Below are 19,472 nucleotides of genomic sequence, written 5' to 3' on the forward strand. Positions count from 1 at the left end.
CCCGCAATCGTCCGGGTGGTCGAGGAGGTGACCGACCTCATTCGGGCCCAGGTCGCGGCCTCGGCACCGGCTTGGGCCAGAATGTCCCGATGACTCCTGTCGCGATCGTCACCGGGGCGTCCAGCGGAATCGGCGCCGCGACGGCCCGCCGGCTGGCCGCCGAGGGCTTCGACGTGCTCGCCGCCGCCCGCCGGGCCGACCGGCTGGACGCGCTGGTCGACCAGATCCGCCGGGCCGGCGGCACGGCCACCGCGCAGACCTGCGACGTCACCTCGGATGAATCGGTGGCGGAGCTGGCCGCCGCCGCCGGACGGCTGGACGGGCCGGTCACCGTCCTGGTCAACATCGCCGGTGGCGCGCGTGGGCTGGACCCGGTCGAGTCAGGCAGGATCGCCGACTGGCAGTGGATGTACGACGTGAACGTGCTCGGCACGCTCCGGGTCACCCAGGCGCTGCTGCCCGCGCTGGATGCCTCCGGCGCCGGCACGGTGGTGGTGCTCAGTTCCACCGCCGGTCTGATCGTCTACGAGGGCGGTGGCGGTTACACGGCGGCGAAGCACGCCCAGACCGCGCTGGCCGAGACGCTGCGGCTGGAGCTCTGTGGACGGCCGGTCCGGGTCGTCGAGATCGACCCGGGAATGGTCAGGACCGAGGAGTTCGGGCTGGTCCGCTTCGGCGGCGACGCCGAGCGGGCGGCGGCGGTCTACGCCGGGGTGGCCGAGCCGCTGGTCGCCGACGACGTGGCCGACTGCGTCGCCTGGTGCGTCACCCGGCCACATCACGTCAACGTGGACCGGCTGGTGGTCCGCCCGCTGGCCCAGGCGGCCCAGCACAAGGTGCACCGGGTCGGGACCGACCCCGGCAGGTGAGCCGGGTGCAGCCGCAGCGGTCGGATCCCACCGCCGGCGACCACGGGACCACTGCTTCCGGGCGACCCGCTCTGCGGGGGTCGCCAACCGGGTGGCGGGGCGGACCGTCGGACGGCGCGGGTGGCGGTGGGACGGCCCGCCCGGTCGGTGCGGTGACCCGGGGCACCACCAACCCCAACCGGCTGCGCCGGGTGGACAACTGGATCGCGTCGACCTGTGCCGACCTGCTTCGGGACGCCGGCGATCCGCTGGTGGTGGACCTCGGCTACGGTGCCAGCCCGGTCACCGTGGTCGAGCTGCGGGCCCGGCTGGCCGCCGCCGTCCGGCCGGACGTCCGGGTGGTCGGGCTGGAGATCGATCCGGTACGGGTGGCCGCTGCCGCGCCCGCCGCCGACCCGCCGGGGCTGACCTTCGGCCGGGGTGGCTTCGAGCTGGCCGGGCTGCGCCCGGTGCTGGTCCGGGCGTTCAACGTGCTGCGGCAGTACGCCGAGCCGGAGGTCGTACCGGCCTGGCGGGCCATGACCGGGGCACTGCAACCGAGCGGAGTGCTGGTCGAGGGGACCTGTGACGAGTTGGGCCGGCTGGCCGGCTGGCTCCTCGTCGACGCCACCGGCCCCCGGTCGCTGACCCTGGCCGCTCGTCTCTCCACACTCGACAGCCCAGCCACACTGGCCGAGCGGCTGCCCAAGGCGCTGATCCACCACAACGTCCCGGGCACCGGCGTGCACGCGCTGATCCAGGCGCTGGAGCAGGGCTGGCGGGAGGCGGCCCCGTACGCCACGTTCGGGCCCCGGCAGCGTTGGCGGCGTGCGGTCGAGGCGGTCCGCGCCGCCGGCTGGCCCGTACTGGACCGGCCGGCCAGGTGGCGGCTCGGCGAGGTCACCGTGGCATGGTCGGCGGTGGCGCCACCCGGTGACACCCCGCCGGCAACACGGCGCTGACCCTGGCCGCGCCCGGGACGCGGCCGGGCCAGTCCGACCACCGGAGCGGCTACCGGGCGCCGAGCCGGGCCGGCGCGGCGGTGGTGAGCCGGGACATCCGGATCGCCAGGTAACAGGTGGCGGCGCCGAAGGGCAGGAAGAGCGCCACGAACAGCAGGGCCAGCGAACCGAGGCCGGTGTCCTGGAAGCCGAGCAGGTCGAGCAGGACGAAAACGGCCGCACAGCCAAGCAGCAGGGCGGTGCCGACGAGCTTGTCCCGAACCGGCCACAGCCGGGAGAGCCAGAGCAGCGCCGCAACGGCCACCGGAACGACGTGCCAGGGCCGGACGGTGCCGAACGGCACCAGCACGGCCGGGACCAGCACCAGGAAGGGGCCGGTCGCGGCGCAGGCCAGTACCAGCGTCTCCACCGGACCGCGGCGCCGGGGCGGCACCCCGAACCGCTCCCGGGCGTCCGCGCCGAGGGTCACCGGATCACCGAGCCGGTCGAGCATCGCGCGCACCTCGGCCACGGTCTGCCCGTCCGGCTCCGCCCGGCGTACGGCGATGTGCTCGCCGATCTGGTCGAGCACCTCCTGCCGGCGGTCGGCGGGCAGCGGGGCGAGTTCGGCGCGCAACTGGCGCAGGTAGCGCTCGACGAGCGCGTCGGGGGTGGTCGGCTTCACGGGATCTCCTTGGGGATGACGAGCAGATCCACCGCGTCACGGAACCGGATCCACTCACCGACGAACTGGTCGAGCCGGTCCCGCCCGGTGGCGGTGAGCTGGTAGTAGCGGCGGGGCGGCCCGCTCGGCGACTCGTGCCAGGCGGTTTCCACCAGACCGTCCCGGCGCAGCCGCGACAGCAGGGGGTAGATGGTGCCCTCGCTCGTCACCATGCCGTCGACCGCGCCCAGTTCGCGGACCAGGTCGAGGGCGTAGCGCTCGCCGGGCCGGAGCAGCGCGAGCACGCAGTATTCGAGCGTTCCGCGGCGGAGTTGGCCGGGCAGCGCCTCGGGTCTGGCCGCCGCCATCAGCGGCGCCCGACATCGACGATGACGATAACCATGCGGCACAGGGTACCTTGCTTTGCAAGGATCAGGGGCGGCGCCCCGCCCTATCCGGGTACGAGCGAGGGTGGAAGACCCGGCTTCGACCCTCAGAGGGCGCAGTTGACCAGCACCGGCTCCGGATGCAGGGTGGCGCCGAACCGGTCGTGCACCCCGTCGCGGATCTCCCGGGCCAGCGTCAACAGGGCACCGGTCGAGCCACCGTCCCGGTTGGTCAGCGCCAGGGTGTGCTTCGAGGAGATGGCCACCCCGCCCGGCCCCTGGTAACCCTTCGGATAACCGGCCTTGTCGATCAACCAGGCGGCGCTGACCTTCACCGTGTCCCCCGCGCCGGGCCAGGCCGGTGGCTCGCCGAGCCCGGCGGCCCGCTCCCGCAGCGCCTGGTACGCCCCGGCGTCCAGCACCGGGTTGGTGAAGAACGACCCGACCGAGCGGGTGTCCGGGTCGGCCGGATCCAGCACCATGCCCTTGCCGGCACGCAGCGCGCGTACGGCGGCCCGGGCGTCACCCAGCGGCACCCGGTCGCCGACCTCCACCCCGAGCGCCCGGGCCAGCTCGGCATAGCGCACCGGAGCGGAGAGCGTCGAGCGGAACAGCCGGAAGTCGACGGTGAGCACCGTCCACCGGTCGTTGTACTTGAAGACGCTGGACCGGTAGCCGAAGCCGCACCCGGCAGCGCTCATCCGGGTCAGCTCGCCGGTCAGCCGGTCGTACACCTCCACCCCGGTGACCGTCTCCGCGACCTCCTGCCCGTACGCCCCGACGTTCTGGATCGGGGTCGCGCCGGCCGACCCGGGGATGCCGGAGAGGCACTCCACCCCCGACCAGCCGGCCTCGACGGTGGCCGCCACCAGGTCGTCCCACGGCTCGCCGGCCGCCACCCGGATGGTCACCGACACCTCGTCCTCGGCGACCAGCTCGAAGCCGCGGGACCGGACCAGCAGCACCGTGCCCGGATAACCCTCGTCCGCGACCACCACGTTGCTGCCGCCGGCCAGCACCAGGACCGGCTCGTCCCGCAGGTCGGCGGCACGCAGTTTCTCCGGAATTTCATCCGTTCGGGTGGCGGTGACCAGGCGCCGGGGTGCGCCGCCGAGCCGCAGCGTCGTATAACCGGCCAGTCGCGCGGGATCGGCGGAGTCGGCGGCGGTTATCGGGCGGGCGTTAACGTCTGGCACAGCATTCACCCTAGGCTGAGAGACGGGCCGACCGGTGGCGGCCCGGGGCACGGGAGGATCGACATGACCAGACTGCACGGCACCAAGGACTTCTGGCTCGGGGCGCTCCGCGCCGAGGGGCCGACCTTCGGTGCCACGGTCGCCGAGGCTCCGCTCGACATCCGGGTGCCGTCCTGTCCCGAGTGGACCATGACCGATCTGGTGCACCACCTCGGGTCGGTCTACGCCCGGGCCCGGAGCATCGTGAGCCGGGGCAGCACCGAGCGGGCCGACCCGCTCACGGTCCCGGACGGCCTGCCGACCGGGACGGCGGCCGTGGAGTGGTGGCGGCAGGAGTTCGACCAGCTCATGGACGTGCTGGACCGGGTCGACCCGGAGGCGCCGGCCTGGAACTACGCGCCCCAGCCGAAGAAGGCCGGGTTCTGGCACCGCCGGATGGCGCACGAGACCGCGGTGCACCGCTGGGACGCGCAGATGGCGGTCGCCGCCGGGGAGCCGATTGAGGCCAAGCTTGCGGCCGACGGGGTCGGCGAGGTGCTCGACACCCATCTGCCGGCCGGCCGGCGCGCCGCCGACCAGCAGTTCCACGGGGTGGTCCACCTGGTCGCGACCGACGCCGGGCAGGAGTGGTACCTGCGGCTGCGCGGTGCCGGCGTCGCCCTGCTGGACACCGACACGATCCTGGACAGCGACGACCACCACGCCCGGGCGCAGATCTCGGGCACGGCCAGCGATCTGCTGCTGGCCCTCTGGGGGCGGCTCGGTTTCGACGCCCTCGACGTGGCCGGCGACGCCGGGCTGCTTCCGGGGCTGCGCGTCGGCTGACCGGAGCCGGTCCGGCACCCGCCCGACGGGTTGTTGACCTTCAGGCGCGCGTGGAACCATTTCCCCGGCGGCTGAGCTGAGGAGCGGAGATGGCGGTGACCCGCGCGCGGCCCACGCTGGAGGCGGTGGCGCAACGGGCCGGTGTGTCCCGGGCCACCGTGTCCCGGGTGGTGAACGGTTCGACCACGGTCGCCGAGCCGATCCAACAGGCGGTCCGGCGGGCGGTGCGGGAGCTGGGCTACGTGCCGAACCTCGCGGCCCGCAGCCTGGTCACCCAGCAGACCGACTCGGTGGCGCTGGTCCTGCCGGAGGCGTCCACCCGGGTCTTCTCCGACGACCAGGTCTTCCCCGGGATCATCCTCGGGGTCAGCCGGGAGCTGGAGGCCGCTGGCAAGCAGCTCGTGCTGACCCTGGCCGAGTCGGCGGCCAGCCACGAGCGGGTCGAGCGCTACGCGATGGGCGGGCACGTCGACGGCGTACTCTTCGCCTCCCTGCACGGCGCCGACCCGCTGCCCGGGGCGCTGGCCCAGGCGGGACTGCCGGTGGTGTGCAGCGGGCGTCCGCTCGGCCAGCCCCCCGTCGCGGTGCCGTACGTCGACGTCGACCACGTCGCCGGGGTACGCGGCGCGGTCCGGCACCTGCTCAGGTCCGGCCGGCAGCGGATCGCCACCATCGCCGGCCCGCAGGACATGGTGGCCGGGATCGACCGGCTCGCCGGCTACAGGGCCGAACTCCGGGACGCCGGCCGGCGCCCGGTCGAGGCGTTCGGCGACTTCACCCGGGAGTCCGGGGCGGTCGCGATGCGGCAACTCCTGACCCAGGACCCGACCCTGGACGCGGTTTTCGTCGCCTCCGACCTGATGGCGCACGGCGCGCTGCGTACGCTGCGTGAGGCGGGGCGCCGGGTCCCGGAGGACGTGGCGGTGCTCGGCTTCGACGACATCGAGCTGGCCGGCTACACCGACCCGCCGTTGAGCACCGTACGGCAGCCGATCCAGGATCTCGGCCGCACGATGACCCGCCAACTGCTGCGACTCGCCGCCGGTGACCGGATCGAGCCGGTCGTCCTGCTCCCCACCGAACTCGTGCTACGCGCCTCCGCCTGAGCCGCCCTGCCGGCGGCGGCGATCAGCCGAAGCGGCACCAGTTGCGGCGGCGATCAGCCGAAGCGGCACCAGTTGCGGCGGCGATCAGCCGAAGCGGCAGTCAGTCGAAGCGGCGGTCAGGTGAACTGGTCATGTCGCCCTCGACCGTTCGACCCGCGTCAGGCCGACTCGGGGGCGGTCGCGTCGGCCCGGTCGCGGTGGTCGACGGACTCGCCGAGCGCGCGGCGGGCCAGCAGGGTGGCCCCGGCGACCGCTGCCGGGGTGAGCAGCACCGCACCGAGCGGGATCAGGAAGCAGAGGAAGACCGCCACCCCGAAGCCCAGGGTCAGCGGCCGGTTCGCCCGCAGCGCCCGCTGCCGCTCCGGCAGCCGGAGCCCGCGCCGCTGGAACGGCACTCCGACCAGGCCCATCGCGAGGAACCAGCCGGCGACCATCGCGGCGATCACGGGTACGACGAACTGCCCGACGACCGGCACGAACCCGGCGACGAAGAGCGGTACGCCGAACAGCACCGACCGGCCGAGCAGCCGCGCAGCGTCGGCGATGCTGCGCCGCAGCGAACGCCAGAACGGCAGCTCGACCTCGTCCGGCACCCCGCCGTAGCGCTCCTCCACCCGGATAGAGATCTTCTCGTAGAACGGGTCACCGATCACCAGCGTGATGGCGGTGAAGGTGAGGACCCCGAGCAGGCCGCCCAGGCCGAGCAGGGCGAGCCCGGCGACCAGCCGCAGGGCCCGGCGCGAGCCGTCCGACCAGTCCTCGGCGAACGGGGTGATCAGCGCGGCGAGCTCGTCGGAGAAGTAGATCAGCGTGCCGAGACCGGCCAGGTAGAGCGCGCCGGAGATCACCGCCGGCACGATGCCGAGCAGCACCAGCCCCGGGTTGCGGCCGTAGACCGCGAGCCCTCGGAACAGCAGCCCGACCCCGGAGCCGAACGCGGAGAGGAACGAGCCGGCGCGGCGGGGACGCGGCGCGGCGGGGGTGGGGGTCTGCACGACCGGAAAGCCTATCGGCCGCCCCGACCGCCGGCACGGCACCGCGTCGCCCGCGAACGCGCCACCGCCGCCCGGGAATCCGTCACCACCGTCGCCCGGGAACGCGTCACCACCGCCGGTCGAGACGGCGTCGGCGCCGCCGGGCAGGATGGATGCGTGCGCGCCGCTCGGCTGATCTCCCTGGTCCTGCTCCTGCAGAACCGCGAGTCGATGACCGGTGCCGAGCTGGCCCGGGAGCTGGAGGTCTCGGAACGGACCATCTACCGGGACATCCTGGCGCTGAACGCGGCCGGCATCCCGGTCTACGCCGACCGGGGCCGGGCCGGCGGCTACCGGTTGCTCGGCGGCTACCGGACCCGGCTGACCGGACTGAGCCGGACCGAGGCGGACGCGCTCTTCCTCTCCGGGCTGCCCGGACCGGCCAGCGAGATGGGACTGGCCGACGTGGTGACGACCGCCCAACTGAAGGTGCTCGCCGCGCTGCCGAGCGGGCTGCGGGACGCGTCGACCCGGGTGGAGCGGCGGTTCCACCTCGACGTACCGGGGTGGTTCCGGACGGCGGATCCGCCGGCCTGGCTCAGCGAACTGGCCGAAGCGGTGTGGCAGGACCGGACGGTCGAGTTCCGCTACCGGCGCCGCGACCGGGAGGTGACCCGGACCGTCGAGCCGTACGGGCTGGTGTGCAAGGGCGGCGCGTGGTACCTCGTGGCCCGGGTCGGACCGGGGCACCGCACCTACCGGGTGGACCGGATGACCGAGGTGACCGTCGGCGCGGAGACGTTCAGCCGGGACGACTCGTTCGAGCTGGCCGGCTACTGGGCCGCCCAGGCGGAACGGTTCGTCCGGGAGATGTTGCGGGACGAGATCACGGTCCGGCTCAGCCCCGCCGGCCGGTACGCCCTGCGCTACGTCACCGAGCCGCCCGCCGTACGGGAGGCCGAGGCGAACGCCGGGGAGCCCGACGAGCACGGTTGGGTGGTGACCCGGCTGCCGGTCGAGTCCCCCGACGTCGCGTACGGCCAACTGCTCAGCCTCGGCCCGGAGGTGGAGGTGCTGGAGCCGCCGGAGCTACGGGACCGGCTCCGCTCGGCGGCACGGCGACTGGCCGGGCTCTACGCGTAAGCGGTCAGGAAGGGCCCCCGCTACAACAGAAGGCGACAACAAGGGGCCGGCCCTCCTTGCATCTCACGGTTCAGCGGTAGCCGGTCGCGTCGGCGGGCTTGCCGGTGGCCTCCACCTCCGCCATGTAACGCCAGGCGTCCGGCTGGCTGCCGTCCAGGTCGGTGAAGCCGTACACCCTGGCGAGTTGGCCGCTGGAGAGGGACTGCCCGGACCAGCGGGCCTTCTCCGGGTCGGCGGCGAGCGCGGCGACCGCCCGGCCGACGAAGGCCGGACTCTCCGAGATGACGAAGTGCGGCTGCTTCTCGATCGCGTCCCGCCAGTTCTCCTCGGTGACGCCGAACTCGTCGAGCATGAACTCCGACCGCAGCCAGCCCGGGGTGAGCGCGACCGCCGTGCCGCCGTACTCCTTCAACTCGTGTGCCCAGATGTAGCCGAGCCGGTTCACCGCAGTCTTCGCCAGGTCGAAGAAGGCCGACAGCCGGTAGTTCTGGTCGTTGTACTCCCTGGTGCCGTCGCCGACCTCCACCACCAGGCCCCCCGGGTTGCGGATCAGCAGCGGCAGCGCGAAGTGGCTGGTGATCATGTGCGTCTCGACGGCGAGCCGCAGCGTGCGGAAGCCGTCGTCCAGGTCCTGCTCCCAGATCGGCTTGTACCAGCCGATCAGCCGGTCCGCCCCCCAGATGTCGTTGACGAGTACGTCCAGCCGGCCATGTTCCCGGTCGATCCGCTCGACCAGGGCGCGTACCTGGTCGGGGACGAGGTGGTCGACCTGTACCGCGATCCCGACGCCGCCGGCCGCGGTGACCAGTTCGGCGGTCTCCTCGATGGTCTCCGGCCGGTCCACCTCCGAGCGTTTCTCCCGGGTGCTCCGCCCGGTGGCGTAGACGGTGGCGCCGGCCGCGCCGAGCTGCACGGCGATCTGCCGCCCCGCACCCCGGGTCGCCCCGGCGACGAGCGCGACCTTTTCAGTCAGTTCTGCTGTCATGACCATGACCCTGGCAGCGAATTCTGACAACTCGCGTCCGGATTTCTCCGGAACCCGGGAGCTCAGTTGACGAGGGAACCCGGGAGCTCAGTTGACGAGCCGGACCCGCACCCGCCGGTTGGCCCGGCCCTTGCTCTCCACCTTGACCACCTGGACCTTGCCGACCTGGGCGGTCGAGGCGACGTGGGTACCACCGTCGGCCTGCACGTCCAGCCCGACGATGTCGACGATCCGGATCTCCTGCTCGTCGGCGGGGATCAGGTTGGACTGGGTGCGGATGATGTCCGGCAGGGCCAGCGCCTCGTCCCGGGGCAGTACCTTCACCGCCACCGCCCGGTCGGCGGTGACCTCGGTGTTGACCAGTTCCTCCAGCCGGGCCTTGAAGTCGGTCGGCACCTCGGGCAGGTTGAAGTCCATCCGGGCCTCGCCCGGCTCCATGTTGCCGCCGGTGACCAGGGCACCGAAGTCCCGGAACACCACGCCGCAGAGCACGTGCAGCCCGGAGTGGGTGCGCATCAGCAGGCTGCGTCGTGTGTCCTCCACCGCGCCGGTCACCGCCGTGCCGACCGGCGGCAACGGGTCACCCTCGGCGGGGATCAGGTAGAGGTCGTCGCCCTTGCGGGTGCCGACGATCCGGGTCTGCACGCCCTGCCAGAGCAGCACCCCGTGGTCCGGTGGCTGGCCGCCGCCGCCGGGATAGAAGGCCGACCGGTCCAGCACGATCCCCTGCTCGGGATCGGCGGAGAGCACCGTGCACTCCCACTCTCGCAGGGTCGGGTCGGCGAGGTCGAGCCGGTGCGTCCGGCCATGCTGGGAAACGCCCATGGCTCGCCACGTTACCCCGGCCGGCCCGGTCCCGGTGGCACCGGTGGGCGCCGGCGACCGGTCAGTTGAGGAAGCCGGAAATCCGTTCGCGCAGGTCGGCGCGGTGCGTCCAGAGCAGGCCGGGCCGGTCGTAGACGTGCAGCGTCGCCGCCGGCAGCGCCTCGGCGAGCTGCTCGGCGACCGCGACCGGATGCAGGTCGTCGCCGGCACAGCCGATCACCAGGGTACGGGCGGTGACCGCTGCCAGGGCCGAACGCTGCCGGACGGCGACCTGACCGGCCAGGCTGGCCAGCCCGGTGGCGAGACCGTCCCGGGTCAACTGGTCGACCCGCTGCCGCAGGTAGGCCCAGCCGGCCGGGGTGTTCCGGATCGCCGCTGGCACCTCGAAGGCGACCGCCTCGGCCACCTCGGCGGCGTCGCCGCTGCGTACCGCGCTGAGCAGTTCGGAGAGCCGCCGCCGGGCCACCTCCGGGCGCGGTTCGTCGAGTACGGCCGGCAGCACGAAGACCGCCCGTTCGAAGCGGGCCGGACTCTCCCAGAGGAGCCGGCAGAGCGCGCCCGCGCCGAGGCTGATCCCGAGCGCCCGGCGGGCGCCACCGAGATCGGCGATCGCCCGCAGGTCACGGGCCAGGTCGGCGTAGCTCCACTCGCCCTCCGGAGCGTCGGAGCGGCCGTGACCACGGAACTGGAAGAAGATCTTGCGACCGTTGACCGCGCTGCCCAGCGGGCGGGTGGTGGAGATGCCGGTGCCGAGTCCGTGTGCGAAGACGGTGACCGGTTCACCGTCGCCGGTCACCAGCCGCTCCAGCCGTACGCCGTGCGGGGTGGCGACCAGCTCGGTCTCCGGGTCGGGCAGCGCCGGCCGGCCGCTGCGCGGCGCGGTCGGCCCCGGGCCGTACGTCCGTGGCCCGCCGTCGGGCGGCGGTGGCCAGCGGAAATCCCTCACCAGAAGCCTTTGCCGTCGGTCAGGTCGCGCAGTCCGACCCGGACGTCGAGCAGATAGATCAACGCTGCCGCGATGCCGATCAGCGCGAAGAGGTTGAGCGGCCGGTAGAGCAGCAGGGTGAGTACCAGGCAGACGGCCAGGATGGCGACCCAGGCGCCCTTGGGAAGGGTGCCGATCGCCGGAAAGGCGTCCGAGCGCTGGGTGATGCAGTGCACGAGTGCGACGCCCTGGATCACGAGGGCGAAGACGATCAGCACCAGGTTGATGATGAGGACGACGTCGTCGAAGAAGAGCGGCGCGGCTGTGCCCATGGCGGCAAGCTTATGCCGGTGACCCCGGGTGGGTGCCACTTGGCGCACCCACCCGGGTCACCGGCCGCTACTCGACCGTTGCTCGCCGACTGCTCGACCGCCGGCTGCTCGGCCGTTGCCCGCCGGCTACTTGTCGGCCGCCGGGCGGGTTCGCCTGGTGGCCGGGCGGGTCGACTTCGCCGCCTGGCGGCGCTTCACCGCCGGGGCCGCCTTCGCCCCGGTCCCGGCGGCACCGGTCCCGTCGCCCTCGGCCGTCCCGGTCGCTCCGGCCTCGGCGGCGCCGGTCGCGTCGGCCGCCGCGGCGGGCTCCTTGACCTGCTCGACGACCTCGGCCGGGGTGCTGCTCAGCGCCGGCTGCCCGGCGGCGGTCACCGCCGGAGTCCCGGTGGCGGTCATGTCCGCGTTGACGGTGTCGGCGGCCTGCACCACACCGGAGCCGACCACCCGCTCACCCCGGGCGACGAGGTCGCCGTAGACGGCGATCGCCCGCTCCTGCGCGGCCTGGGCACCGGCCACCACCACCGCCGCGTTGCGGATGGTCGCCTCCCGCAGCCGGTCCAGTTCGCCGTTCGCGGCCCGGTGCCGCAGGTTCGTCGCGCCGGGCTTGGCGTTGCGCAGGGTCAGCGCGGCCTTCTGGCGCAGCTCGGCGGTGGTCGCGATCGCCTTCTCCCGCAGCTCGGCGGTGGTCGTCACGGCCTTCTCCCGCAGCTCGGTGCGGGTCACCTCGTCACCGAGCCCGCTGACCACGGCGGGCAACCGGCGCAGCTGCTGATACGCGAGATCGCCGGCACCGGCCACCGCGTAGAGCGGGGCGGGGATCCGGGCGGTTCGGGGCTGGGTCATGACTGTTCCTCCTCGTCAGAGGCCGAGACGACCGTCGGAGTCGACGGCGTGGCCTTCTTGACCGCCTTCCGGGCGGTCTTCTTCGTGGTCGCGGCCGGCGGCGCGGTCCTCGCGCCGGGCCGCGGTTCGGTCGGTGGGGCGGCAGCGGCGCCCGCCTCGGTCACCGCCACCGATTCGAGTACGGCCTCGGCCGGATCCTGGTCGGCGGTGCCTGACGTGCTGGCGGTGCCCGGGGTGTCGGTGCCCGGGGTGTCGGTGCTGGCGGGTTCGGTCGGTACGTCCGCGTGCCGGAGGTTCTCCCGGCGGAAGGTCTCGTAGATCTGGCTCAGCGACTGCTTCTGCGGCATCGTCAGGTCCGGGTCGGCCGCGATGGCGGCGAGCACGCCCTGGCCCTCGCGGTCGTCGAGCAGCCCGGCCCGCAGGTACATCGCCGGCGTGGAGACCCGTAGTGCGCTGGCCAACTGCTGGAGCACCTCGGCGCTCGGCTTGCGCAGCCCACGCTCGATCTGGCTCAGGTAGGGGTTGCTCACCCCGGCCTGCTCGGCCAGCTGGCGCAGGGAGATCTTGGCGTTGCGGCGCAGGTCACGGATGAACCCGCCGATGTCGCGTGGAAGGTCCTTCGGATTGGCCATGTCTCGACGGTAGCGAGCCGCGCTTGCTCCTGCAAGCAAAACGCTTGCGAAAGCTAGCAATAGTTACCGGCGTCTCACCCGGTCAGGTCACCACCGGGCGCGTACCGTGCCGACCACCTCGCCGCCGCCGTACAGCGGCGCCTCGGCCAGCTCGTCGAGGATCGGGGCGGCCACCGACAGCCGGCGCAACGCCGAGACCAGAACCGGCATCCGGCCGCGCGCCGCACCGTCGTCGATCTTGACCGCCACCGCACCGACCCCGGGCACCGCCACCGCGACCACCCCCTCCGCACCGCTCTTGGCGAGCAGCCCCGGAATCCCGGTCATCAGCCGGGTGTCGTACGCCTCGACGTCGGTGCCGGCGACCATCTCCGGGTACCCCCGCATCGCGTCGGCAACCGTCCGGGCCGCCGAGCCCGGCGCGGCCGAGACCAGCCGCAGGTACGCCCGGGCGAGTCCGGTCAGCGAGACGGCGAGCAGCGGCGCACCACAGCCGTCGATCCCGACCGCCGCCGCCGGCTCGCCGGTGAACTCCTCGACCGCGGCGGCGATCCCCTGCTGGAGCGGGTGCTCGGGAAGCCAGTACTCCGCGACCGGCCAACCGGCGGCCTGACAGGCGAGCAGCATCCCGACATGCTTGCCGGAGCAGTTCATCCGGAGCCGGGACGGTCCACCGCCGGCCCGCAACACGGCGGCCCGGGCCGGCTCCGACAGCGGCAGATCCGGCGGGCAGCGCAGCGCCGAGACGTCCAACCCGGTCCGCCGCAGCAGCGCACCGACCCGGTCCACGTGCGAGTCCTCGCCGTGGTGACTGGCGCAGGCGACGGCCAGGTCGGCACCGGTCAGCGGCAGCCCGGCCCGGAGCATCCCGACCGCCTGCAACGGCTTGTTGGACGACCGGGGGAAGACCGGTGCGCGGACGTCACCGGCCTCGGCCAGTACCGCGCCGGACGCGTCCAGCACCACCACCGAACCCCGGTGCACGGACTCCACGAAGCCCGACCGGACCGCCTCCACCAGCGGTACGCCGCCGCCGTAGATCTCGCCCATGATCGCGGACGGTACCCACTGGACGAACCCGCCGCGCCGGCACCCCTCAGCGCTGTGCCGCGAGTCCCAGCAGCTCCCGCGCCTGTGCCGGGTTCAGCGGCGGGCGCTGGGCGAGCTGGGCCAGCCCGACCGCCCGAGCCACCAGTTGCATGTTGGACTCCACCGGGCGCCCCTTGGCGTACGTGATCGTGTCCTCCATGCCGACCCGCAGGTGCCCGCCGGCCGACACCGAGGCGAGCATCACCGGGATGGTGCTCCGGCCGATGCCGGTCGCCGAGAACGTCGTCCCGTCCGGTAGGTCGCGCAGCGCCTGGGCACAGGCGACCAGCGCCTCGGTGCTGCCCGGCATGCCGCCGGGCACCCCCATCACGAAGTCGACGTGCACGTGCCCGCCGGCCGGCAGTCCGTACCGGTCGAGCAGCCGGCGCAGCGCGGCCAGGTGACCGAGGTCGAAGATCTCGTACTCCGGCACGACGCCCCGGTCCTGCATCCGGGTGTGCAGCTCGACGATGAACTGCCAGCGGTTGAGGAAGACGTCGTCGCCGAAGTTGACCGTACCCATGGTGCAGGAGGCCATCTCCGGGTCGGCGTCGAGCACGGCCAGCCGGTCCGCCTCCGGATCGGTCACCGCGCCCCCGGTGGAGAGCTGCACGATCAGGTCGCTGCTCTCCCGCAGCGCGGCCACGGTTTCCCGCAGCCGGCCCGGGTCGAGGGTGGGCCGGGCATCGTCGTCCCGGATGTGGACGTGGATCACCGCGGCGCCGAGCGCCTCGCACTCCTTCGCGGTGACCACCAGCTCGTCGAGGGTGACCGGCAGCGCCGGCACCTCCGCCTTCGCCGACTCGGCCCCGGTCGGCGCCACCGTGATCAAGGTGCCCGTCATGCCGGGATCCTACGAGTCCCCGCCCGGGTACCGCCACCAGCGCCCCGGCCGGCGGACCGCCACCAGGCCAGCGCCTCGGCCGGCGGACCGCCAGCAGCGCTCGCTGCCCGGCGGCTACTCCGGGTCGATCGCGGCGGCCTGGCCCTCGACCAGCAGCGCCGCGTCGTCCGGTACCGACCGCTTCAGCACCGCCAGCGCGACCGGGCCCAGTTCGTGGTGCCGGACCGCCGTACCGACGAAGCCGACCGTGCGCCCGTCGACGGTCACCGGGGCGCCGACCGCCGGAAGCTGGTCGGTGGTCACCCCGTCGAGGTGCAGCAGCACCAGCCGGCGCGGCGGACGGCCGAGATTGTGCACCCGGGCCACCGTCTCCTGCCCCCGGTAACAGCCCTTGTCCAGGTGTACGGCCGGAGCCATCAGCCCCACCTCGGCCGGGATCGTCCGGTGGTCGGTCTCGAAACCGACCCGGGGCAGCCGCTGCGCCACTCGCACCGCCTCGTACGCCCACACCCCGGCGACCGGTGTGCCGGCGGCGGTCAGCGTGCCGACCACCTCCGACATGCTCGCCCGGGGCACCAGCAGGTCGACCCCGAGCCGGACCCGGCGCGCCCAGCCGCCACCGGGCAGCGCGCGCACGTCGTACACGATGGTCGGCCGGGGCGGCACGGAGCCGGCGGCGAACTTCGGGCCCGGCACCCCGAGCAGATCCGGTTCGGCCAGCCCGGTGACGCCGAGCGTGCCGACCGCCTCGGTGGCGCGCGGGCCGACCAGCGAGAGCAGTGCCCAGTCGGCGGTGGCGTCCCGGGGATCGACCGGGGTGAAGAAGCGCATCTTCTCCAGGTAGCCCAGCAGGCCGCCGGTGTCGCCCGGCTCGGTGTCCAGCCAGGTGGTCTCGCCGTCCTCGGCGACCATGGCGTGCTGCTCGACGTGCCCGTGCGGGGAGAGGACCAGCAGCTCGGTGCCCTGCCCGGCGGCGAGCGAGCCGAGATGCTGGCTGGTCAGGGTGTGCAGCCAGCTCGTCCGCTCGGCCCCGGGGACGGCCACCACCCCCCGGTGAGACCGGTCGACCAGGCCGACGTCGGTGGCGAGCAGCCGCTGCTCGCGGATCGGGTCGCCGTAGTGGGCGGCCACCGGGCGTACCCCGGCCGCCGCGTGCTCCGGCTCCGGCTGGTCCCTGGTCTGCTCGTCGATCGCCTCGGCAGCCACCGCACCCGCGATGTCGATCATCTCGCCGCTCCTCGCAGTCGGTCACCCTCCCGCTCCTCGCGGTCGGTCACTCTCGCCGCTCCTCGCAGTCGCACCGTCCGCAGACCCCGAAGAGCGCCACGTGCCCGATGTCGACCTGGAATCCTCGTTCCGCCGCCAGCTTCTCGGCCAGCGGCCCGAACATCTCCGGATCGACCTCGTCCACCGCCCCGCAGGTCCGGCACACCAGGTGCACGTGGGTGTCCTCACCCGCGGCGTGGTACGTCGGCGACCCGTGGGACAGGTGTGTATGGGTAACAAGCCCGAGGCGTTCGAGTAATTCCAAGGTCCGGTAGATCGTGGTGATGTTCACTCCGGCGGCGACCTCCCGGACCGCCGAGTGCACCTGCTCGGGGGTGGCGTGCCCGAGTGTCATGACGGCCTCGAGGACCAACTGCCGCTGCGCCGTCAACCGCAGTCCGCGGGAACGCAGCATCTCCGCAAGTGACGATTCCGACACCGACAAAGCATAGTGCGCCGCCGCGACGGCCGGCTCCTCGGCGGCTACCCTCGGCGGAATGTCCAGCGAGCAGCCGGTCGTCGCCGTACTGGGCCGGGGCGTGGTGCCCGCCGACGAGCCGGTGGTCCGGGCCGACGACCGGGGCGTACTCCGGGGTGACGGGCTCTTCGAGACGATGCACGTCCGGGCCGGCCGCCCCTGGCTGGCCCGGGAGCACCTGGCCCGGCTGGCCCGATCGGCAGCGGTGCTGGAGCTGCCGCTGCCCCACCCCGACGAGTTGCACGCCCTGCTCGACACCGCCTGCGCCGGCTGGCCGGTCCAGACCGAGGGCGCCCTGCGGCTGATCTGCACCCGGGGGCCCGAGGGCGGCACCGGACCGACCGTCTACGCCACCCTCTCCCGGGTGCCGGAGGTGTCCCGGCGGGCCCGACGGGACGGCATCCGGGTCGCGACCCTGCCGCTCGGGGTCGCCGCCGACGCCCGCGCCGGCCGGCCGTGGCTGCTCGCCGGGCTGAAGACCACGTCGTACGGGCTGAGCGAGGCCGCCCGGCGCTGGGCCGCCGCCAACGGCGTCGACGACGTGCTCTGGACCTCGACCGACGGGTACGCCCTGGAGGGGCCGAGCGCCAACCTGGTCTGGCTGACCGGCGGCGAGCTGTGCGCCGTACCGGCGGAGCGGACCGGAATCCTGCCCGGGGTGACCGCCGACTGGCTGCTCCGGCAGGCCCACGAGCTGGCCTTGACGGCCGCCCACCGCATGGTCACCCCCGCCGAGCTGCGCGCGACCGACGGGGTCTGGTTCACCTCGTCGGTACGCGGCCTCGCCGAGGTCCGCCAACTGGACGGAGTGCCGCTGCCCCCCTCGCCGCACACCGCCGCCCTCGCCGACCTGCTCGGCTTCGAGCGTTAGCAGCTTCGAGCGTTAGGAAGGGGCCCTTCCTTACATCTCAGCCGCCGACCCGGATCAGGCGGGCGGAGAGGTGCGGGGAGAGCGGATGCCCGACCGCGGCCATCTCCTGGGCGTAGAGCAGCGCCCCCTCGACGATGCCGAAGAGCCGATGACCAGCGGTGACCTCCTTGGCGGTCGAGGTACGCAGCACCGCGTCGGTGGCGATCTCGACCCGGGTGCCGGTGACCTTGCCGAGGTAGAGCTCCATCACCCCGGTCGGGGTACTGAGCATGACCTCCAGCTCGTCGGTGCCCCTGCCGTCGCCGTCGAATACCGCCCGCCACCAGCCGACCTCACGACCGGCCGGTCGGACCGGCCGGCTCTGCTCGTCCAGGATCCAGGCCCGCGACTCGTAGTAGAGGAACGGCCGCCCGTCGTGGGTGATCCGGATCTCCTGGGCGTAGTCGAAGTCCTCGATGCTGGGGAACCCGCCCCGCCCCCGTCCCCGCCAGAGCCCGACGTACGGCAGCAGGCCGAGCAGCGCCGGGTGCAGGTCCGGCCCCTTGCGCAGGTCGTACGTCTCCTCGTACGGGTACGGGTCGACCGGCGGCGCGTTCAGCCAGGGTGGCGGCTCAATCGGGTTGTCGCTCACAGCTTCCTTTCCGTTCGTGACTGCGGGGCTCGCAAGACCGGCTCACTCCTCGCACTCACCGACACGCCTTCCGTTCGTGACTGCGGGGCTCGCAAGACCGGCTCACTCCTCGCACTCACCGACACGCCTTCGTTCGTGACTGCGGGGCTCGCAAGACCGGCTCACTCCTCGCACTCACCAGCGACCTCTTGAGATTCTTACTGCCAGATACACCAGGTAACCGGCGAGCGCGCCGAGGCCCGCGACGAGCAGGCTGACGAACCCAATCTCGGTAACCATGACGGGTAGATCCTATGCTGGCGGCATGGCTCGTACCCTGGTCGTCAAGGCCACCGCCGGTTCAGACTCGCCCGAACGCTGCGCGCAGGCGTTCACCGTCGCCGCCACCGCGGTCGCCTCCGGCGTCGACGTGTCGCTCTGGCTGACCGGTGAGTCGAGCTGGTTCGCGCTGCCCGGCCGGGCCGAGGAGTTCGAGTTGCCGCACTCCGCGCCGCTGGCCGAGCTGCTGCACGTGATCCTGAGCGGCGGCCGGGTCACCGTCTGCACCCAGTGTGCCGCCCGCCGGGAGATCGGCGAGTCCGACGTGCTGCCCGGGGTACGCGTCGCCGGGGCGGCGGTCTTCGTCGAGGAGGCGACGGCGGACGGCGCCCAGGCGCTGGTCTACTAGGGTCCTGCGCCGTCACCGGGGGCAGCCGCTGCTGACGGCGACCCGGATCCGGCCGTCGCCACTTTCCACCACCACGCTGACCGGGCCGCTGCGGTACGCGTACCGCGCGGTGGTGTCGGCGACCACGACGGCGCCGGACGGCCTGGGCAGCGCGGCGGACGGCGGACCGGCCGGCGCACCCCGGCCGGTGGCGTGTGCGGTCCAGGTGGTGCCCTGTCCCGGGCAGGGCGCGGAGACCGGCTCGACCAGGGTCGGCTCGACCGCGCCGAGTGCGCCGAGCACCCGGAGCGGATCCGGGTCGGCTGATGGCAGCGGCAGCACGGCCCGGTCGTCCGGCTCGCCGGAGACCGGGCGGCAACCGGTGCCGACGGTCAACTCGACCGTTCCGGGTCCGACCCGGCCGCCCTCGATCGCCACGAACTCCCCCGCGTCGGCGCGCAGCGCGTGGACGCTCCCGTCGGCACTGTGCCGGATCCGGGCCCGGTACGCCGCCGGCAGCCGGTCGGCGATCCGGTCCAACAGCGCGGGTACGTCCGCGTCCGGCGCGTGTACGACGACCGACGCGTCCAGTGACGCGCCGTCCCGGACTACGGTGAGTTCACACTCGTCACGTACCGGTCGGCCGGTGATCTCGACGGCGACGTCCGGGCCGGCCGCCGCGACGAGTTCGCCGAGTGCCCGGTGCAGCACCGGTCCGGCCTGCTCGATGGTGCGCTGCTCTCGCACGGTCGGTTCGTCGCGGTACACGGAGACGAGGGTGAGCACCAGCAGCAGCGCACCCCAGCCCAGCAGGGCGACGAGCAGCCAGCGCCGCCGCCGGGTCGGGGGTGGCGGGGCCGGCTGGCCGGGCCAGGCCGGCGCCGGAGGGTCGATGCGCACGTCCGCCATGGTGGCACGGCGAGCCGGTGGTGCCGGCACCGAGCCGGCCACACTCCAAGTCGGCAGGCCGGGCGGCTGCGGGCACCCGGCCAGGCGGCGGGCACCCGGCGGGCCGGCCGGGC

24 protein-coding genes are annotated in these 19,472 nt (G+C 73.6%); 7 read left to right on the plus strand and 17 right to left on the minus strand.

Features of this window, described 5'->3' with window-relative positions; genetic code table 11:
- Nucleotides 1-89: 89 nt before the first annotated feature.
- On the plus strand, nucleotides 90-869 hold the full coding sequence (locus tag EV371_RS31120; protein WP_130465194.1) for an SDR family NAD(P)-dependent oxidoreductase: 780 nt from the start codon (nucleotides 90-92) through the stop codon (nucleotides 867-869).
- 152 nt (nucleotides 870-1,021) lie between these two features.
- Nucleotides 1,022-1,810, plus strand: a complete 789-nt coding sequence (locus EV371_RS31125) for a class I SAM-dependent methyltransferase (RefSeq protein WP_130465195.1) — start codon at nucleotides 1,022-1,024, stop codon at nucleotides 1,808-1,810.
- A 49-nt stretch (nucleotides 1,811-1,859) separates the two neighbouring features.
- Here EV371_RS31125 and EV371_RS31130 read toward each other — a convergent pair whose 3' ends face one another.
- The 3 genes from EV371_RS31130 to EV371_RS31140 all read right to left on the minus strand — a co-directional run bounded on the left by EV371_RS31130 (nucleotide 1,860) and on the right by EV371_RS31140 (nucleotide 4,035).
- Nucleotides 1,860-2,474 (minus strand): HAAS signaling domain-containing protein, encoded by a 615-nt coding sequence (locus EV371_RS31130; RefSeq protein WP_130465196.1) that lies wholly within the window; start codon nucleotides 2,472-2,474, stop codon nucleotides 1,860-1,862.
- Entirely contained in the window at nucleotides 2,471-2,821 is a 351-nt protein-coding gene (locus tag EV371_RS31135) for a helix-turn-helix transcriptional regulator (protein WP_130465197.1), read from the minus strand. The genes EV371_RS31130 and EV371_RS31135 overlap by 4 nt, the downstream gene beginning before the upstream one ends.
- 125 nt (nucleotides 2,822-2,946) lie before the next feature.
- Nucleotides 2,947-4,035, minus strand: a complete 1,089-nt coding sequence (locus tag EV371_RS31140) for a UDP-N-acetylmuramate dehydrogenase (RefSeq protein ID WP_130465198.1) — start codon at nucleotides 4,033-4,035, stop codon at nucleotides 2,947-2,949.
- A gap of 63 nt (nucleotides 4,036-4,098) precedes the next feature.
- On the opposite strand from EV371_RS31140, the gene EV371_RS31145 reads away from it, so the two are divergent.
- Together EV371_RS31145 and EV371_RS31150 are read left to right on the plus strand one after the other, a co-directional pair.
- Nucleotides 4,099-4,860 carry a maleylpyruvate isomerase family mycothiol-dependent enzyme gene (locus EV371_RS31145; RefSeq protein ID WP_130465199.1) on the plus strand — a complete coding sequence of 254 codons (762 nt, stop codon included), beginning with the start codon at nucleotides 4,099-4,101 and terminating at the stop codon, nucleotides 4,858-4,860.
- 89 nt (nucleotides 4,861-4,949) lie between these two features.
- On the plus strand, nucleotides 4,950-5,966 hold the full coding sequence (locus EV371_RS31150) for a LacI family DNA-binding transcriptional regulator (RefSeq protein WP_130465200.1): 1,017 nt from the start codon (nucleotides 4,950-4,952) through the stop codon (nucleotides 5,964-5,966).
- 158 nt (nucleotides 5,967-6,124) lie between these two features.
- Here EV371_RS31150 and EV371_RS31155 read toward each other — a convergent pair whose 3' ends face one another.
- Entirely contained in the window at nucleotides 6,125-6,961 is an 837-nt protein-coding gene (locus tag EV371_RS31155) for an EI24 domain-containing protein (RefSeq protein WP_130465201.1), read from the minus strand.
- A gap of 156 nt (nucleotides 6,962-7,117) precedes the next feature.
- On the opposite strand from EV371_RS31155, the gene EV371_RS31160 reads away from it, so the two are divergent.
- Nucleotides 7,118-8,083: a WYL domain-containing protein gene (locus EV371_RS31160; RefSeq protein WP_130465202.1), complete on the plus strand. Its 966-nt coding sequence runs from the start codon at nucleotides 7,118-7,120 to the stop codon at nucleotides 8,081-8,083.
- A gap of 70 nt (nucleotides 8,084-8,153) precedes the next feature.
- On the opposite strand, the gene EV371_RS31165 is transcribed toward EV371_RS31160, so the two are convergent.
- From EV371_RS31165 to EV371_RS31210, 10 genes are all read right to left on the minus strand, one after another.
- Complete coding sequence (locus tag EV371_RS31165; protein ID WP_130465203.1) at nucleotides 8,154-9,068, minus strand: SDR family oxidoreductase; 915 nt, start codon at nucleotides 9,066-9,068, stop codon at nucleotides 8,154-8,156.
- Nucleotides 9,069-9,155: 87 nt separating this feature from the next.
- The gene (locus EV371_RS31170) at nucleotides 9,156-9,893 is read right to left on the minus strand and encodes an alanyl-tRNA editing protein (RefSeq protein WP_130465204.1); all 738 of its coding nucleotides are present in this window, start codon (nucleotides 9,891-9,893) and stop codon (nucleotides 9,156-9,158) included.
- Nucleotides 9,894-9,954: 61 nt separating this feature from the next.
- Nucleotides 9,955-10,839, minus strand: coding sequence for an alpha/beta fold hydrolase (locus tag EV371_RS31175; protein ID WP_130465205.1), 885 nt, complete (start codon nucleotides 10,837-10,839; stop codon nucleotides 9,955-9,957).
- On the minus strand, nucleotides 10,836-11,150 hold the full coding sequence (locus tag EV371_RS31180; protein ID WP_130465206.1) for a DUF2516 family protein: 315 nt from the start codon (nucleotides 11,148-11,150) through the stop codon (nucleotides 10,836-10,838). Before EV371_RS31180 ends, EV371_RS31175 begins: the two co-directional genes overlap by 4 nt.
- Before the next feature lie 126 nt (nucleotides 11,151-11,276).
- Nucleotides 11,277-11,993, minus strand: coding sequence for a hypothetical protein (locus EV371_RS31185; RefSeq protein WP_130465207.1), 717 nt, complete (start codon nucleotides 11,991-11,993; stop codon nucleotides 11,277-11,279).
- Nucleotides 11,990-12,625, minus strand: a complete 636-nt coding sequence (locus EV371_RS31190; RefSeq protein WP_130465208.1) for a helix-turn-helix domain-containing protein — start codon at nucleotides 12,623-12,625, stop codon at nucleotides 11,990-11,992. Before EV371_RS31190 ends, EV371_RS31185 begins: the two co-directional genes overlap by 4 nt.
- Nucleotides 12,626-12,712: 87 nt before the next feature.
- Entirely contained in the window at nucleotides 12,713-13,675 is a 963-nt protein-coding gene (locus EV371_RS31195; protein WP_130465209.1) for an asparaginase, read from the minus strand.
- Between the two features lie 46 nt (nucleotides 13,676-13,721).
- The gene (locus EV371_RS31200) at nucleotides 13,722-14,558 is read right to left on the minus strand and encodes a beta-keto acid cleavage family enzyme (RefSeq protein WP_130465210.1); all 837 of its coding nucleotides are present in this window, start codon (nucleotides 14,556-14,558) and stop codon (nucleotides 13,722-13,724) included.
- 114 nt (nucleotides 14,559-14,672) lie between these two features.
- Nucleotides 14,673-15,785: a CAF17-like 4Fe-4S cluster assembly/insertion protein YgfZ gene (gene ygfZ, locus EV371_RS31205; RefSeq protein WP_130465211.1), complete on the minus strand. Its 1,113-nt coding sequence runs from the start codon at nucleotides 15,783-15,785 to the stop codon at nucleotides 14,673-14,675.
- A 46-nt stretch (nucleotides 15,786-15,831) separates the two neighbouring features.
- The gene (locus EV371_RS31210; protein ID WP_165436881.1) at nucleotides 15,832-16,263 is read right to left on the minus strand and encodes a transcriptional repressor; all 432 of its coding nucleotides are present in this window, start codon (nucleotides 16,261-16,263) and stop codon (nucleotides 15,832-15,834) included.
- 58 nt (nucleotides 16,264-16,321) lie between these two features.
- Here EV371_RS31210 and EV371_RS31215 point away from each other — a divergent pair, with 58 nt between their 5' ends.
- Nucleotides 16,322-17,173, plus strand: coding sequence for an aminotransferase class IV (locus EV371_RS31215; protein WP_130465212.1), 852 nt, complete (start codon nucleotides 16,322-16,324; stop codon nucleotides 17,171-17,173).
- Between the two features lie 37 nt (nucleotides 17,174-17,210).
- Here the strand turns inward: EV371_RS31215 and EV371_RS31220 are convergent, their stop codons facing one another.
- Together EV371_RS31220 and mtfM are read right to left on the minus strand one after the other, a co-directional pair.
- Nucleotides 17,211-17,804 (minus strand): heme-binding beta-barrel domain-containing protein, encoded by a 594-nt coding sequence (locus tag EV371_RS31220; protein WP_130465213.1) that lies wholly within the window; start codon nucleotides 17,802-17,804, stop codon nucleotides 17,211-17,213.
- A gap of 174 nt (nucleotides 17,805-17,978) precedes the next feature.
- Nucleotides 17,979-18,083 carry a small membrane protein MtfM gene (mtfM, locus tag EV371_RS34830; RefSeq protein ID WP_349337864.1) on the minus strand — a complete coding sequence of 35 codons (105 nt, stop codon included), beginning with the start codon at nucleotides 18,081-18,083 and terminating at the stop codon, nucleotides 17,979-17,981.
- A gap of 25 nt (nucleotides 18,084-18,108) precedes the next feature.
- Here mtfM and EV371_RS31225 point away from each other — a divergent pair, with 25 nt between their 5' ends.
- Entirely contained in the window at nucleotides 18,109-18,471 is a 363-nt protein-coding gene (locus EV371_RS31225; protein ID WP_130465214.1) for a DsrE family protein, read from the plus strand.
- Between the two features lie 12 nt (nucleotides 18,472-18,483).
- On the opposite strand, the gene EV371_RS31230 is transcribed toward EV371_RS31225, so the two are convergent.
- The gene (locus EV371_RS31230; RefSeq protein ID WP_486484867.1) at nucleotides 18,484-19,350 is read right to left on the minus strand and encodes a hypothetical protein; all 867 of its coding nucleotides are present in this window, start codon (nucleotides 19,348-19,350) and stop codon (nucleotides 18,484-18,486) included.
- Between the last annotated feature and the right edge of the window lie 122 nt (nucleotides 19,351-19,472).

The sequence above is a fragment of the Plantactinospora sp. CNZ321 genome, assembly GCF_004217235.1.